The organism is Streptomyces ipomoeae 91-03 (assembly GCF_000317595.1).
In the GTDB taxonomy this organism is placed as follows: domain Bacteria; phylum Actinomycetota; class Actinomycetes; order Streptomycetales; family Streptomycetaceae; genus Streptomyces; species Streptomyces ipomoeae.
The window spans coordinates 21,590-37,452 of sequence record NZ_AEJC01000537.1 but is presented as its reverse complement, the minus strand read 5'-3'; the positions used below and the strand labels follow the sequence as shown (position 1 = coordinate 37,452).

Sequence of the window (15,863 nt, the reverse complement as noted above, 5' to 3'; positions counted from 1 at the left end):
GCGGTCGGGGCCGGGGGCTGACGGGGAGACCGGTGGCCGGGGGCTGACGGGCAGACCGGTGGCCCGGGACGACGGCTGACAGGGAGACCGGCGGCCCGGGGCCGCTGAGGGATCTCGTGCGTACGCGTACGTGATCGAGGGTTCGGCGGGTGGCCGAAGGTACGGCGTTCGGTGTGTGCCTTCGGCATGCCCCCGGGCCGTGACGACGTGGTGATCCGAAGATCGGAAGATCCGGAAGGTTCGGAAGATCCGGAAGGTTCGGAAGATCCGGAGATCCGAAGAGAAGTCATCTGGTCCTGACGACGGGACTCTGTGGCCGCTCCCCGCACGGGGAGCGGTGGGCTTGGGCTGGCGCGGGGGCGCAGGGCGACGACGTGGAGGATGGGCATGGCTGACGCGATGGCTGACGCGATGGACTCGGCCGACTCGATGGACTCGGCCGACTCGTTGGGCGGGCGGGACAACCCCTTGGCGGTACGGCTGGCCGCGCTGCCGGAGGACGCCCGGTACCCGGCCCTGCTGGATCTGGTGCGGGAGAAGACCGCGGAGCTCCTCGGCTCGGAACCGGCGGACGTCGACCCGGACCTCGCCTATCGCGACTTCGGCTACAACTCCCTGGCCGCGGTGGAACTGACGAGCAGCATCGGCGCCGCCGCCGGGCTCGAACTGCCGCTCACGCTGCTGTTCGACCATCCGACGCCAGCGGCCGTGGCCCGGCATCTGCAGTCCTCGCTGGGGTTCGCCCCGACGACCGGCGAAACCCCTGGGGACGTCCAGGAGCCGGTCGACGACCACGACCACGCCCACGATCGCGATCCCGTCGCGGTCGTCGGCATGGCGTGCCGATACCCGGGCGGTGTCGCCTCACCCGCCGACCTGTGGGACGTCGTGGCCGCCGGGCGCGACGTCGTCTCGGACTTCCCCGCCGACCGCGGCTGGGACCTCGACGGCCTCTTCTCCGACGACCCGGAGCAGCCCGGTACGAGCTACGCCCGCACCGGTGGCTTCCTGGACTCGGTCGCCGATTTCGACGCCGACTTCTTCGGGGTCGCGCGCCGCGAGGCCCTGGCGATGGACCCGCAGCAGCGGCTGCTCCTGCACACCGTGTGGGAGGCCCTGGAGAACGCGGGAGTCGACCCCGGCACCCTGCGCAAGTCCCCCACCGGTGTCTACATCGGCAGCAGCGGCCAGGACTACGAGCAGGTGGCGCGCTCGGGACCGCGCGAGCTGGAGGGCTACTGGGGCATCGGCTCGGCCGGCAGCGTCCTGTCCGGCCGCATCGCCTACGCCTTCGGTTTCGAGGGGCCCGCGCTCACCGTCGACACGGCCTGCTCGTCGTCCCTGGTGAGCGTGCACCTGGCGGCCCAGGCGCTGCGCACCGGGGAGTGCTCGCTCGCCGTCGCCGGTGGCGCCGCCGTGATGGCGACGCCCAAGGTGTTCACCGAGTTCAGCAGGCAGCGGGCGCTGTCGCCGGACGGGCGGTGCCGGTCCTATGCCGGGGCGGCCGACGGCACGGGCTGGGCCGAGGGGGTCGGCGTCCTCGTACTGGAACGGCTCAGCGAGGCGCGGCGGCGCGGTCATCGGGTGCTCGCGCTGCTGCCCGGCTCGGCCGTCAACCAGGACGGGGCGAGCAACGGGCTGACCGCGCCGAACGGTGCCGCGCAGCAGCGGGTCGTGCGGCAGGCGCTGGCGGCGGCCGGGCTGCGTCCCGGTGACATCGACGCGGTGGAGGGCCACGGCACGGGCACGAAGCTCGGCGACCCGATCGAGATCGATTCGCTCACGGCGGTGTTCGCCGAGGACCGGCCCGCCGGACGACCGCTGAGGCTCGGCTCGCTGAAGTCCAACATCGGCCACAGCCAGGCCGCGGCGGGCGTCGGCGGCATCATCAAGATGATCGAGGCGCTGCGCCACGGGGTCCTGCCCCGGACCCTGCACATCGACGAGCCGACCCCCAAGGCCGACTGGTCGAGCGGCACGGTGTCCCTGCTGACGGAACCCACGCCCTGGCCACGGGGCACCCGCGTCCGCCGTGCCGGCGTGTCGGCGTTCGGCGTCGGCGGGACGAACGCCCACGTCCTCGTGGAGGAGCCACCGCTCAACGACGACCCGGCGGCCGAGGGGTCGGCCGACGAGGGCGGGTCGAGGGGCGGCACGGCGGCCGGACGTCCGGCAGATGAGGTCGCGACGGGCGAAGGCACGGCCGACGGAATCGTGGCGGATGAGGCCACGGCCGCCGCACGCGCGGCCGGCCGAAGCGCGACGGATGAGGGCGCAGCCGGCGAAGCCGCGATCGACTCGGACACGGCCGGCGCAAGCGCGACCGGCGCAAGCGCGGCGGATGGAAGTACGGCGGGTGGAAGCACGGCCGACGGAGTCGTGCCGGATGAGGGCACGGCCGCCGCACGCGCGGCCGGCCGAAGCGCGACGCATGAGGACGCGGCCGGCACAGGCACGGTCGGTCGAAGCGTGGCAGATGAGGGTGCGGTCGACACAGGCACAACCGGCCGAAGCGCGGCGCATGAGGGTGCGGTCGGCGGGGGTGTGGGCGGGGGTTCTTCGGTTGTTCCCTGGGTTTTGTCCGCCAAGAGTGTCGGCGCTCTGCGGGAGCAGGCGTGGCGGCTGCATGGGCGGCTTGTCGAGGTGGGCGAGGTGTCGCCCGTGGCGGTCGGGGCCGGGCTGGCGTTGACGCGGGCCCACTTCGAGCATCGCGCGGCCGTCGTCGGCGCCACGCGCGAGGAACTTCTCGGGGCGGTGGCAGCCCTCGCGCACGGGGAGGCCGTCGAGGGGACCGCCCTCGGCAGGGCGCGTCCCGGCGGCAAGGTCGTGTTCGTGTTTCCCGGGCAGGGCTCCCAGTGGATCGGCATGGGTCGTGAACTCGCCGCCGCGCACCCGGTGTTCGCCGAGGAGCTGCGCGCCGTCGCCGACGCCCTCGCACCGTACGTCGACTGGTCGCTCGACGACGTGCTGCGCGGCGCGCCGGGCGCTCCCCCGCTGGACCGCGTGGACGTCGTACAGCCGGCCCTGTTCGCCGTGATGGCGGCGCTCGCCGCGCTCTGGCGGCGGCACGGGGTGCGGCCCGACGCCGTCGTCGGGCACTCCCAGGGCGAGATCGCCGCCGCGTACGTCGCCGGCGGGCTCTCCCTCGACGACGCCGCGCGGGTCGTGGCGCTGCGCAGCCGGGCCATCGCCACCACCATGGCCGGCCAGGGCGGGATGGCGTCGGTGACGGCCTCCCCGGAGCGGCTGCTGCCGCTGCTCGATCGCTGGGGCGGGCGCATCTCCGTGGCCGCCGTGAACGGGCCGTCCTCCATGACCGTCTCCGGCGACCCCGACGCCCTCGACGAACTTCTCGCCCGCTGCGCCGAGGACGGCGTCTGGGCCCGGCGCGTCCCCGTCGACTACGCCTCGCACTCCCCTCAGGTCGAGACCATCAAGGAGTCGCTCGCCGAGGCCCTGGCTCCCCTGGCGCCCCGCTCCGGCGAGGTCCGCTTCCACTCCACGGTCACCGCCGCCGAACTCGACACGGCACAGCTGGACGCCGGCTACTGGTACCGGAATCTGCGGCAGCCGGTCCGGTTCGAGGAGGTCGTACGGCAGCTCCTCGCCACCGGCCACACGACGTTCATCGAGGTCAGCCCGCATCCGATCCTCACGGTCGCGGTGGAGCAGACGGTGGAGGCGACGGGCGCCGCGGCGGCCGTCCTCGGTTCGGCCCGGCGCGACGGGGAACTGGCGCGCTTCACCGGGGCGCTCGCCGAGGCGTACGCACACGGAGCGCCGGTGGCATGGGACGCGGTGTTCGACGAGCGCACCGCCCGGCGGGTCGAACTGCCCACGTACGCCTTCCGGTCGGAGCGGTACTGGGCCACACCGCGGGCGGGCACGGGCGATGTCACCGGCGCGGGCCTGCGCCCGACGGGGCATCCCCTGCTCACGGCGGGCGCCGAGCTCGCGGACGGCGCGGGGTGGCTGTTCACCGGGCGGGTCTCGCGGGGCACGCACGGCTGGCTGGACGACCACGCGGTCTACGGCACCGTGCTGCTGCCGGGCACCGCGTTCGTGGACATCGCGGCGTGGGCGGGCGCGCGGCTCGGCTGCGACATGGTGACCGAGCTGACGCTGGAGGAACCGCTGGCTCTCGTGGACGACGGGGCGGTGGATCTGCAGGCGTCGGTGGGGGCGCCGGACGCGGCGGGGCGGCGGTCGATCACCGTCCATTCACGTGCCGTCGGCTCACCCACCGGTGACGCGACCGGTGGTGAGGGTGAGGGTGACGGGGCGTGGACCCGGCACGCCGTCGGCCTCCTGGAGGCGGCACCGCCCGGCGAGCCTCCGGCGCGGGCGGCTGCCTGGCCGCCGCCCGGCGCCACGGCCGTGGACGTCGACGGCCTCTACGACCTCCTCGCGGACCGCGGCTTCGGCTACGGCCCCGTCTTCCAGGGCCTGCGCGCCGCCTGGCGCCACGAGGACGGGCTCCTCGCGGAGGTGGACGTCACGGCGGACGCGGACGGCTTCGCCGTGCACCCGGCGCTGCTGGACGCGGCGTTCCACGCCCAGCTCACGGAGCTGACGGGCCCGGACGCCGAGTCGGCGCAGGCATGGCTGCCGTTCACCTGGTCCGGCGTACGGATCGGCGGTCCGGACGCGACGCGGCTGCGCGTGACGCTCACCCCGCAGGGCGAGGGGACGGTACGGATGTCCGCGACCGACGAGACCGGCGCCCCCGTGGCCTCGGTCGACGCGGTCGTGGCCCGCCCGGTGTCACCCGCCAAGCTGGCGGCTGCGGGCGCGGGGACGGACTCGCTGTTCCGCCTGGAGTGGCAGCCGCTGCCGATGCCGGATCCCGGCGTTCCGGCCCCATCGGCCACATCAGCCATGTCAGTCACATCAGCCACGTCAGCCACGTCAGCCACCTCGGCCACACCAGGCACGCCGGCCGCACCAGACACGCCGGCCGCACCGACCGCACCGGCGCGCCCCGTTGGGCCGTACGCGCTGCTCGGCGAAGGCGTCGACACCTCCGCGTACGGGGCGGACGTACCCTCCTACCCCGATCTGACCGCCCTCCTCGCGGCCCTCGACGCGGGCGCCCCCGTCCCGGACACCGTGCTCACCGCCGAGCCCGCACCGCGCGCCACGCCGGACGCGGTGCCGGACGCGGCACGGGCCCGTGATCTGGCGCACCGCACCCTCGCCCTGCTGCAGGGATGGCTCGCCGAGGAGCGGCTGGCCGACTCGCGGCTCGTCCTCGTGACCCGGGACGCCGTCGCGGTCACCCCGGACGCCACCACCGTCCGACCGGAACCGGCCGCGCTCTGGGGCCTGGTGCGTTCCGCGCAGTCCGAGCACCCGGGACGGTTCACGCTGATCGACCTGGCGGGTGCCGACGAGACCGTACCGGCGGCGCTGCACGCCTCCTCCGAGCCCCAACTCGCCGTGCGCGACGGCATCGCGTACGTCCCGCGCGTCGTCCGCGCCCGTGCCACGGGGGAACCGCTGCCCTTCGACCCGGACGGCACCGTCCTCGTCACCGGCGGCACCAGCGGCATCGGCGCCCAGGTGGCCCGGCACCTCGTCGCCGAGCGCGGTGCCCGGCACCTGCTCCTCGTGAGCCGTCGTGGCCGCGCGGCCGACGGCGTGGCGGGGCTCGTCGCGGAGTTGGAAGCGCTCGGTGCCGAGGTCGCGGTCGCGGCCTGCGACATCACCGACCGGGCGGCCGTGGCGGGGCTCCTCGCCTCCGTGCCGTCGGACCGTCCGCTCACGTCCGTGGTCCACTCGGCGGGAGTCCTCGACGACGGGCTGGTGGAGGCGCTCACCCCCGAACGCCTCGACCGTGTCATGCGGCCCAAGGCCGACGCCGCGCTCCATCTGCACGAGCTGACCGCCGGTGCCCCGCTCCGCTCCTTCGTGCTCTTCTCCTCCGTGGCGGGGACCATCGGCGGTCCAGGGCAGGGGAACTACGCCGCCGCCAACACCTTCCTCGACGCCTTCGCCCAGTGGCGGCGGGCGCGGGGACTGCCCGGCCTCTCCCTCGCCTGGGGGCTGTGGGCGGAGACGAGCGCGATGACCCGGCATCTCGCCGGGACGGGGTGGCCCAACTGGGCAGGTTGGGGCTGGCTCCGCTGTCGACGGAGGACGGACTCCGGCTCCTCGACGCCGCGCACCACACCGGTGACGCCTGCTGCTGCCCGCCCGGCTCGACCTGGCCGCCCTCCGCGCCCAGGCCGCGACGGCGTGCTTCCCGCCGTCCTGCGCGCCCTCGCGCCGACCACGGCCCGTCCGACGGGCGTGCGCGGCGGTGCGCTGCTCTCCCGGCTGGCGGGCGCGCCGCCGGAGGAACGTGACGCGCTCGTGGCGGGCGTCGTCGCCGCCGAGGTCGCCACCGTGCTCGGCCATGCGGACGCCGGGGCGGTGGATCCGGAACGGCCCTTCAAGGAGCTGGGGCTGGACTCGCTCGGCGCGGTACGGCTGCGCAACCGGCTCAGCCAGGTCACCGGGCTGACCCTGCCGTCCACCCTCGTCTTCAGCCACCCCTCGGTGCCCGCCCTCGCCGCCCGGCTGCGGACCCTGCTGGAGGAGCGCGCCACCCCGGAGGAACAGCGGCCGACCGGCACCGCCGTGTACGCGGACCTGGACCGGCTGGCCGCGCTGCTGCCCTCGCTCGCCCCGTCCGACGCCGGCGCGGTGAGCACCAGGCTGCGCTCGCTCCTCGCGTCCCTGGAGGACCTCTCCGCGGAGGACCGGGAGCCCGGTGCCGGCGGCGACCACGGGCGACGCGTCGACGACGCCACCGCCGACGAACTCTTCGACCTGATCGACAACGACCTGGGGGTGGCCTGAGCCATGGCGGACGACGACAGGACACTCCAGTACCTCAGGCGTGTGGTCGCCGAACTGCAGAGCACCCGTGAGCGATTGCGGCGGGCCGAGGAACGCGAGAGCGAACCGGTCGCGGTGGTCGGCATGGCCTGCCACTACCCGGGCGGTGTCACCTCCGCCGCCGGGCTGTGGGACGTCGTGGCCCGGGAACGCGATGTCGTCGGGGGCTTCCCCGAGGACCGGGGCTGGGACCTCGACCACCTCTTCGACGACGATCCCGACCGCCCCGGCACCACGTACACCCGCTCCGGTGCCTTCCTCGACTCGGCGACGGAGTTCGACGCCGACTTCTTCGGCATCGGGCACACCGAGGCACAGGCCATGGACCCCCAGCAGCGGCTGCTCCTGCAGACAGTGTGGGAGTGCCTGGAGGACGCGGGCATCGACCCCGGCACGTTACGGGGTTCCCGGACGGGCGTGTTCGTGGGGACCACCGGGCAGGACTACGTCCACCTCGCGCGCTCCGGGCCGAGCGACCTGGAGGGCTACTGGGGGATCGGCTCGGCGGGGAGCGTGCTGTCGGGTCGGGTCGCGTACGCGCTGGGGTTCGAGGGCCCGGCGCTCACCATCGACACGGCGTGCTCCTCCTCCCTGGTCGGGGCGCATCTGGCGGCGCAGGCGCTGCGCCGGGGCGAGTGCTCGCTCGCCCTCGCCGGTGGTGTCACCGTGATGTCCACCCCCGGTGTGTTCACCGAGTTCAGCAGACAGCGCGGTCTCTCGCCGGACGGCCGCTGCCGGTCCTACGCCGAGGCGGCGGACGGCACCGGCTGGGGCGAGGGCGTCGGCGTCGTCCTCCTGGAGCGGCTCGGCGAGGCCCGGCGCCACGGCCATCGCGTCCTCGCCCTCATCAGGGGCTCGGCCGTCAACCAGGACGGCGCGAGCAACGGCCTCACCGCGCCCAACGGCACCTCCCAGCAGAACGTCATCGGCCAGGCGCTGGCCGCCGCGCGCCTCGCTCCCGCCGACATCGACGCCGTCGAGGGCCACGGCACCGGCACCACGCTCGGCGACCCCATCGAGATCGACGCGCTGAACGCCGTCTACGGCCGGGAGCGCGACGCCGGGCGGCCCCTGTGGCTCGGCTCGCTGAAGTCCAACCTCGGGCACAGCCAGGCCGCCGCCGGGGTCGGGGGCCTCATCAAGATGGTCCAGGCGCTGCGCCACGAGCTGCTTCCCCGGACGCTGCACGTCGACCGGCCCACACCGAAGGCCGACTGGTCCGGCGGCGGGATCTCCCTGCTGACCGAGGCCACGCCCTGGCCGCGCGGGGAGCGCGTACGGCGCGCCGGTGTCTCCTCCTTCGGCATCAGCGGCACCAACGCCCATGTCGTCGTCGAGGAGGCTCCCGACGAACGGGACGAACGGCACGACCCCCTCGACCTCCACGGCCACGACCACGATGGCCGCGACGGCTCGGGCGGGCAGGGGCCCGCCGAACTCCCCGCCGTCCCCTGGGTGCTCTCCGCCAAGACCCCCGCCGCGCTGCGCGACCAGGCCCGCCGTCTCGACGCCCACCTCACCGCGTACGCCGATGCCACGGGCCCCAGGCCCACCGCGTACGCCGGCGCCACCCGCCCGGAGCCCACGCCCACCGAGGTCGGCGCCGCGCTCGCCCGGACGCGGGCCCGCTTCGAGCACCGGGTGGTCGTCATCGGCACCGGCCGGGACGAACTCCGCGCCGGTCTCGCGGCGTTCGGGGCGGGCGAGCTGCCGGGCAACGCCGTCCAGGGCGTGGCCGCGCGCGGACGCCGGACCGCCTTCCTCTTCTCCGGGCAGGGCTCCCAGCGCGCCGGCGCCGGGCGGGAACTCGCCGCCGCCCACCCGGTGTTCGCGGACGCGCTCGACGCGGTGTGCGCCGAACTCGACCGTCATCTGGAACGGCCGCTGCGGCAGGTGATGTTCGCCGCCGAGGACAGCCCTGACGCGCGGCTCCTGCACAGCACCGGCTACACCCAGCCCGCCCTGTTCGCCCTGGAGGTCGCCCTCCACCGGCTCGTCGAGTCCTGGGGCTTCACCCCCGACTTCCTGCTCGGCCATTCGATCGGCGAACTGTCCGCCGCCCACGTCGCCGGGGTGCTGTCCCTCGCGGACGCGAGCGCCCTGGTCGCCGCCCGAGGCGCACTGATGCAGGCGCTGCCGACGGGGGGCGCGATGGTCGCCGTACAGGCGTCGGAGGACGAGGTCCGCGAAAGCCTGGCGGGGTACGAGGAGTTGGCGGTGGCCGCCGTCAACGGACCGCGCTCCGTCGTCGTGTCCGGTGCCGCGGACGCCCTCGACGGCTGGGAGGCCCCCTGGCGGGAGCGGGGTCGGCGCATCCGCCGGCTGCGGGTGAGCCATGCCTTCCACTCGCCCCTGATGCGGCCCGCGCTCGAACGGCTCGCCGAGGTCGCGGGCGGTCTGAGCTATCGGGCGCCGCGCATCCCGATCGTCTCCGACGTCACCGGCGAACTCGCCGACGCGGACACGCTCGCCACCCCCGGGTACTGGGTGCGGCACGCCGAGCGTCCGGTCCGGTTCCACGACGGCGTCCGGGCGCTGGAGCGGGCGGGCGTGACCGCCTTCCTGGAGCTCGGCCCGGCGGGGGTGCTCACGGGTATGGCGCGCGAGTGCCTGGACGCCCCGTCGGCCGCCGTCCTCGCCCCGGCCCTCGACGGGCGCGGGCCGGAGCCCGTCGCGCTCCTGACCGCGCTCGCCGAGTTGCACGCCCACGGGGCCGGCGGCGACCTGGCGGACCTCTTCCCGCCGGGGGCGGGCCGCCGGGTGAGCCTTCCGACGTACGCCTTCCAGCCACGCCGCCACTGGATCGACGTACGGCAGCCCGTACGTGCCCCGGGGCCCGCGGAATCCGACGCGGCTCCCCGGGCCGGGGCTCCGCGGGAACCCGCTCCCCCGGCGCCGGACGCGCTGGCCCTGGTCCTGGCCCAGACCGGCCTCGTCCTCGGTCACGACGACGACACGACCGTCGACCCCGACAAGACCCTCCTGGAACTGGGCATCGACTCCCTCGGCGCCGTCCGACTCCAGCGCCGCCTGTCCACAGCCACCGGCCTCGACCTCCCGGCGACGCTGCTGGTGGACCATCCGACGCCACGAGCGATCGCGGATCACCTGCGACCGCTGCTCGAACCGGCCCCACCGGGTGAGTCCGCCACACCATGGCCCCCGGCAGCCGCGCCGAATCCGGCGGAGGCGCCGAAGCCCGATGGGGCCGCGCTAAGCCCGGACGGCGCCGCGTCGCGGCCCGAGGATGCCGCACGGCAGCCGGCGGAAGGCATGCCGACCGTCGCCGACCGAAGCCCGGGCCACTACACCGCCCTTCTCCGGGCCGCGCACGGCGCGGGTGAACTCGCCGCCGTCGTGCCCCGGTTGCGGCGGGCCGCCGATGCGCTGCCCTCCTTCGCCTCCCTCGATCGGCTCACCGAGCCGGTCAGGTCCGTCCTCGTGTCCGACGGTCCCGTCGAGCCCGCCGTGGTGTGTGTGCCGTCCTTCCTGGCCGGGTCGGGGCCGCACCAGTTCGCGCGGTTCGCGGCGGGCTTCCGGCGCCGGCTGCGGATGTCGGCGCTGGCCCTGCCGGGGTTCGACGCCGCCTCACCCCTCGTGCCGGCCTCCCGGCGCGCGGCGGTCGACAGCCTGGCCGCCGCTGCCCGCACGGCGGCGGGCGGCGCCCCGCTGCTGCTGGTCGGGCACTCCATCGGCGGTGTCCTCGCGCACGCCGCCGCCGCGAGCCTGGAGCGGGCCGGGGACCGGGTCGCGGGCGTCGTCCTGATCGACACGTACGAGCCCGAACCCGCCCGGCAGGGCGAGGTGTTCGGCTGGGCGATGGGGCACATCCTCGCCAGGGACCGGGCCCAGACCGGCATGCACGAGACCGGCCTGCGCGAGGCCGACGTGCACGAGACCGGCGTGCACGAGGCGGGCGTGCTGGCCATGGGCGGCTATCTGCGGCTCTTCGACGACTGGGCCGCCGACCCGCTCACCGCCCCGGCCCTGCTGCTCACCGCCGAGCGCGGCCCGGACGCCCCCGGCAGCGGTGACTGGCCGCTGTGGCGGGCGGCGGACACCGTCACGCCGGTCACCGGCGATCACTTCTCGCTCCTCGAAGAACACGCCGTCGACACCGCGCGGGCGGTGGAGGACTGGCTTCGAAAGGAACCGTCATGCAGCCCGTCGGCATAGTCGACTTCGGAAGCTATCTGCCCGAGAAGGTCGTGGGCCCCGAGTTCTTCCACGACCCGGACGCCCCGCTGGACCCGCTGGCCAACGCCCCGCTGTTCAAGGTCCCGGCGACCCGGCACCACGTCGCCCCGGACGAGCGTGCCTCCGACATGATCGCCAAGGCGGCCCTGCCCCTGTTCGACCGGCTGGGCAGGAAGCCCGAGGCGGATGTGCTCCTGACGAACGTGCTGCTGCCGGACGAGCCGTTCATGGGGGTCGGCGCCCAGGCGGCGCACCGGCTCGGCATCGACCCCGACTGGATCCTGGACGTGCACAACGGCGGCTGCGCCTCGTTCATGTACATGCTGCAGCTGGCGCAGAAGATCATGGCGGACGGCTCCGCCAAGACCGCGCTGATCGCCAATGTGCAGAACACCGCCGGACAGATGTTCGCCCAGTCCGAGGTGCGCAAGCACCCCCACGCGGCGGTGCCGGGCGACGGCTGCGGCGTGGCCTTGGTGGAGGCGGGCGCCGGTTCACCGGTCCTCGGTGTGCGCAGGCGCAGCGTCCCCGCGTACTCGGTCGACCTGGGGCTCGCGTCCCCGGACGGCCGCAAGTACTGGGAGCCCGGCACCGGGCAGACGGACATCTGGTTCGACGGCGCGAAGCAGAAGGAGGTCCTGGACCGCGGCAACACGCTCGTGCCCGAGCTGGTCCGGGAGCTCTGCGCGGAGCTCGGCGAGGAGCCGTCCGCGATCGACGTCCTCGTCACCAACCAGCCGAACCGGATCTTCCTGCGGAACTGGCGACAGGCCCTGAAGCTCGACAAGGAGCGCCACTTCGACACCTTCGACCGCTTCGGCAACCTCTACGGCGCCGCCGTGCCCATCACCCTCGACCAGGCCGCGCGCGCGGGTGAACTGCGCGACGGCGACCTCGTGGTGATGTCCGGGTTCGCGCACGCCGGTGACTTCGCCGCCGCGGCGGCGGTGCGCTGGACCGGCGCGTCATGAGCGGCGGCACACGGGACCTCCCCGCCAAGGAGACCAAGGGCGCCGAGGACTTCGACGTCGTGATCGTCGGGGCCCGCTGCGCCGGCTCCGCCCTCGGCGCGCTCCTCGCCCGCCGCGGCCTCAGGGTCGCCGTACTCGACCAGGCCACCCGCATCCGCTCGACCCTGTCCTCCAACATCCTTCAGGCCGATTCCCTCGCGTTCCTCGAACGCCTCGGTGTGTGGGCCGAGTTGAAGGCGGCCGGGGTCACTCCGATGAGCCATGTCGACATGCGCCTGGAGGAGTTCCGCTGTCTGGCCGCCTTCCCGCTGCGGGCCGGCGACGTCGGCGGCGCGGCGTGCATCCGCCGCGAGGTCCTGGACCCGGTGCTGGTGGACGCGGCCCGTACGGCGGGCGCCGAGGTCAGGCTGGGCACCAAGGTCACCGGGGTCGTCCGCGAGGGCGGGCGGGTCTCGGGTGTGGTGGCCGTGTCCGGCGGCGCCGAGAGCGTGCTGCGCGCCCGTCTCGTGGTCGGCGCGGACGGCCGGACGTCGAAGGTCGCCGAGTCCTGCGGTGCGCGGATGTACCACGTCAGCCCCGGTGAACGCAGCTACTACTGGACGTACTTCGAGGGCGCGGACCTCGGTGAGCGCCCCACCTTCGTCTTCCACCGCTGGGGCGACCGGCACATGCTCGGCGGCCCCGCCGACAACGGCCTCTACATCGTGGGCGTCTCGCCCCAACGGCACGAGCGGGACTCCTTCCGCGCCGATCTGGAGGGCTCGGTGCACGCCCACGCCATGCGCTGCGCGCCCATCGCCAAGGCGCTGGCGAACGCCACCCGGGCCGAACGGATCTACGGCATCCGCCGCTTCTTCGGGTACTTCCGCGAGGCGGCGGGGCCGGGCTGGGTGCTGCTCGGTGACGCCGGGCACTTCAAGGACCCGGCGGGCGGGCGCGGCATCGGCGACGCCTTCCACCAGGCGGAGCGGCTGGCGCCCGCGATCGCGGCGGCGCTGCCCGACCCCGGCCGGCTCGATCGGGCCGCCGCCGAGTTCGGTCAGTGGCGGGACCGCACCTATGCCGAGTACTACGGGCTGGCCACGGACCTCGGTGTCGCGGGCCCCATCGCCGGCGCGGTCCCCCGGGTCGTGCGCGCGCTGCACGCCAAGGGCAAGGTCGACGGCGTACTGGACCTGCTGAGCCACCGCGCCTCCGTGCTGGACGTCCTGACCCCGGGGCGGGTGCTGGGCGCCACCGGCCGGGCGGTGCTGAGCGGCCGGGGCCGGCGCCGGGCCGCCGCCCGCGAGCTGGTCCGGCTGGCCGGCACGGAGATCAGCCGCCGGAGCGCGATGCGCCGGCCCGTCTATCAGAGCGGCCCCGAGCCGCATCCCGTACAGCAGGACCCGCTGGAACCGGAGCCGAGCAGATGACCAGCACTCTTCCCCATCCGATACCTTCCGGCCCGCTGCCGCCGTCCGGCATCCGGCTGGGTTTCGAGCAGACCGTGCCGCGCTCGCTGGCGCACCGCAGACAGATCGGTGAGGTCTTCGTCTCCGACTCGGCGCAGGGCTCGGCGGACGACTTCTATCTGTCCTTCCAGATCCCCCGGGCGCACAGTCTGTGGTCCGACGGGCATCCCGGGTACCACGATCCGTTCGCGTCCGCCGAGGCCGCGCGTCAGGCGATCTTCGTGCTGCTCCATCGCCATCTGGGCGTGCCGGTGGGGCTGCCGTTCAGCCTCCAGCGGATCACGCTGCGGGTCGAGGACCCGCAGGCGTACGCGCACGACGGGACCTCCGCCCTGCAGGGCTGTGTGCACTACCGCGTCGCCGAACGGCGGGCCAGGGGCTCCGACGTGGTGGGGATGACCCTCGAAGGCGTCATGGACATCGGCGGACGCCGGGCGATGACGCTGAACGCGGTCCTAGCCTTCATGTCGCAGGAGGACTACGACGTCTTCCGCGCCTTCCAGCGGGCCCAGAAGCCGGTGGAGACCGCCCGGTTGACGCCGGCGCACCGGCTGTCGCCCGCGCTGGTCGGCCGGGAGGTCCCGCGCAACGTCGTCATCGGGACGGCGGACCCCGAGCACCCGGAACGCCCGGAACCCGACGACGGCACGGTCCGTTTCCTCCTCGCCGCCGACCGGACGCACCCGGCGTTCTTCGACCACGAGTACGACCACATACCGGGCCCGCTGATGGCCGAGGGCCTGCGGCAGGCGGCGCTCGCCGCGGCCTGCCGCAGCGGGGCCCTGCCCTCCCCGCACGCCATGGTCGTCGGCTGCGAGGCGGCCTTCCTGGACTTCGCCGAGTTCGAGGCGGACCTCGTCCACGAGGCGGAGGTCCAGGCGCCCGGCGCCGACGGCCGGCTGCCGGTGGCGGTGCGGCTGACGCAGTTCGGCAAGGCGGTCGTCGAGGGCCGCATCGAACTGCTGCCCGACGCGGACCCGCGTCCCTCATCGACCGCAGTCCACGGAGGCTGATCCATGTCATTCGAAAGCACCCGGCGACGCGTGGCGGTGGTGGGCGGCGGCATCGCGGGGCTCACCGCCGCGCTCCGCCTCGATCTGCTCGGCCACGACGTCGAAGTCATCGAGGCGGAGAGCCGGTTGGGCGGCCGTTTCGGCCTGGACAAGCTGGGCGACCGGCCGGTCATGACGGGCGGCAAGAACATCGGCCGCGAGTACCACACCTTCCGCTGGTTCACCGCGGAGCTCGGCGCGGACGCGTACGAGAGCTTCGGCTACAACGCGTCCCGCATCAAGGACGGCGAGGTGCTCACGCTCGACAGCGAGCGCCGCGGCCAGACCCTGCGGAACATCCGACGCATGGGTTCGCCCCGGGATCTGGCGCGGCTGGCGACCATGGCGGCCCGGATCCGCGCCGACCGGCGCAACCGCTTCCTCGGCTCGCGCTACTTCAGCGGCGTCTCGCACCGGCACGACCACGCCCCGCTCAGCGCGTTCTTCGGCCCGGAGCTGACTCAGACGCTGGTACGGCCCATGGTGATCCGCAACAACGGCGCGGAGCCCGACGAGGTCTACCCGGGCACCTTCGGCACCAACCTCGCGATGCTGCTGGACCACTACGACCAGTTGTCGGACGGCATCCAGCCCGTTCTGGAGGCGTTCGCCAAGCGCGTGCCGGTGCGGCTCGACTCGACGGTGGAGGACCTGGAGATCCGCGACGGCCGGATCACGGGCCTCAGGATCTCCGAGCGGGGCGCCGAGGCGAAGTCCGCCGACTACGACGGCGTGGTGCTGGCCACCCCCGCCCACGCCACCGCCGAGATCGTCCGCTCGGCCCGGCCCGGACTCGCCCGCCGTCTCGACGACGTGAACTACTTCCCGTCGACCGTGGTGCTCGTCGAGTACGACCGGGACATGTTCACGCACGACGTGCGCGCGCTCGCCATGGACGACGGGCCGTGCAGCAACGCCGGTTCGTACGGGCAGCACGAACGCCACATCGTCCGCTACACCTACAGCGGTCGCGAGGGCAGGCTCACCGACCTCAGCCCCGAGAACATCGACCGGCTCACCGGTGCGACCGAGGAGCTTCTGGTGCGGCATCTGGGCGCGCCGCGCGCCGAGCGCGTCAACGTCCTGGTCAAGCACTGGAAGGCCGCCTACAGCGGCTATCTCCCGTACCACGCCGAGTTCCTGGCGGACGTCCGGCGGAGCGTCGCGGACGTCGCGGGACTGGAGCTGGCGGGCGACTACATCCAGGGCGTGTCCATCGAGGCCTGCGCGCGGACGGGCAGAGCTGCGGCCGGGCGGCTCGCCACGCACCTCGGCTCCCCGGGGAGCACCGCGTGAGCGCGCCGGCCGGG

The 15,863-nt window shown here is 74.4% G+C and carries 5 protein-coding genes and 1 pseudogene; all 6 read left to right on the top strand.

What is annotated here, in order from left to right; genetic code table 11:
- Nucleotides 1-513: 513 nt before the first annotated feature.
- Nucleotides 514-6,843: pseudogene (locus STRIP9103_RS35295) on the top strand (type I polyketide synthase); the annotation flags it as partial.
- A 3-nt stretch (nt 6,844-6,846) separates the two neighbouring features.
- Complete coding sequence (locus STRIP9103_RS35290) at nt 6,847-11,058, top strand: type I polyketide synthase (protein WP_009329966.1); 4,212 nt, start codon at nt 6,847-6,849, stop codon at nt 11,056-11,058.
- Complete coding sequence (locus STRIP9103_RS35285) at nt 11,040-12,050, top strand: 3-oxoacyl-ACP synthase III family protein (protein ID WP_009329925.1); 1,011 nt, start codon at nt 11,040-11,042, stop codon at nt 12,048-12,050. Before STRIP9103_RS35290 ends, STRIP9103_RS35285 begins: the two co-directional genes overlap by 19 nt.
- Nucleotides 12,047-13,462 carry an NAD(P)/FAD-dependent oxidoreductase gene (locus STRIP9103_RS35280; RefSeq protein WP_009329901.1) on the top strand — a complete coding sequence of 472 codons (1,416 nt, stop codon included), beginning with the start codon at nt 12,047-12,049 and terminating at the stop codon, nt 13,460-13,462. The genes STRIP9103_RS35285 and STRIP9103_RS35280 overlap by 4 nt, the downstream gene beginning before the upstream one ends.
- Complete coding sequence (locus STRIP9103_RS35275; RefSeq protein ID WP_009329948.1) at nt 13,459-14,514, top strand: AfsA-related hotdog domain-containing protein; 1,056 nt, start codon at nt 13,459-13,461, stop codon at nt 14,512-14,514. Before STRIP9103_RS35280 ends, STRIP9103_RS35275 begins: the two co-directional genes overlap by 4 nt.
- A gap of 3 nt (nt 14,515-14,517) precedes the next feature.
- The gene (locus tag STRIP9103_RS35270; protein WP_009329932.1) at nt 14,518-15,849 is read left to right on the top strand and encodes a protoporphyrinogen/coproporphyrinogen oxidase; all 1,332 of its coding nucleotides are present in this window, start codon (nt 14,518-14,520) and stop codon (nt 15,847-15,849) included.
- The last annotated feature ends 14 nt before the right edge of the window (nt 15,850-15,863 follow it).

What these genes read in the sequence shown, in the direction of transcription:
- STRIP9103_RS35270 (WP_009329932.1), top strand. Translation starts at nt 14,518, where the DNA reads ATGTCATTCGAAAGCACCCGGCGACGCGTGGCGGTGGTGGGCGGCGGC.
- STRIP9103_RS35280 (WP_009329901.1), top strand. Translation starts at nt 12,047, where the DNA reads ATGAGCGGCGGCACACGGGACCTCCCCGCCAAGGAGACCAAGGGCGCC.
- STRIP9103_RS35275 (WP_009329948.1), top strand. Translation starts at nt 13,459, where the DNA reads ATGACCAGCACTCTTCCCCATCCGATACCTTCCGGCCCGCTGCCGCCG.
- STRIP9103_RS35285 (WP_009329925.1), top strand. Translation starts at nt 11,040, where the DNA reads ATGCAGCCCGTCGGCATAGTCGACTTCGGAAGCTATCTGCCCGAGAAG.
- STRIP9103_RS35290 (WP_009329966.1), top strand. Translation starts at nt 6,847, where the DNA reads ATGGCGGACGACGACAGGACACTCCAGTACCTCAGGCGTGTGGTCGCC.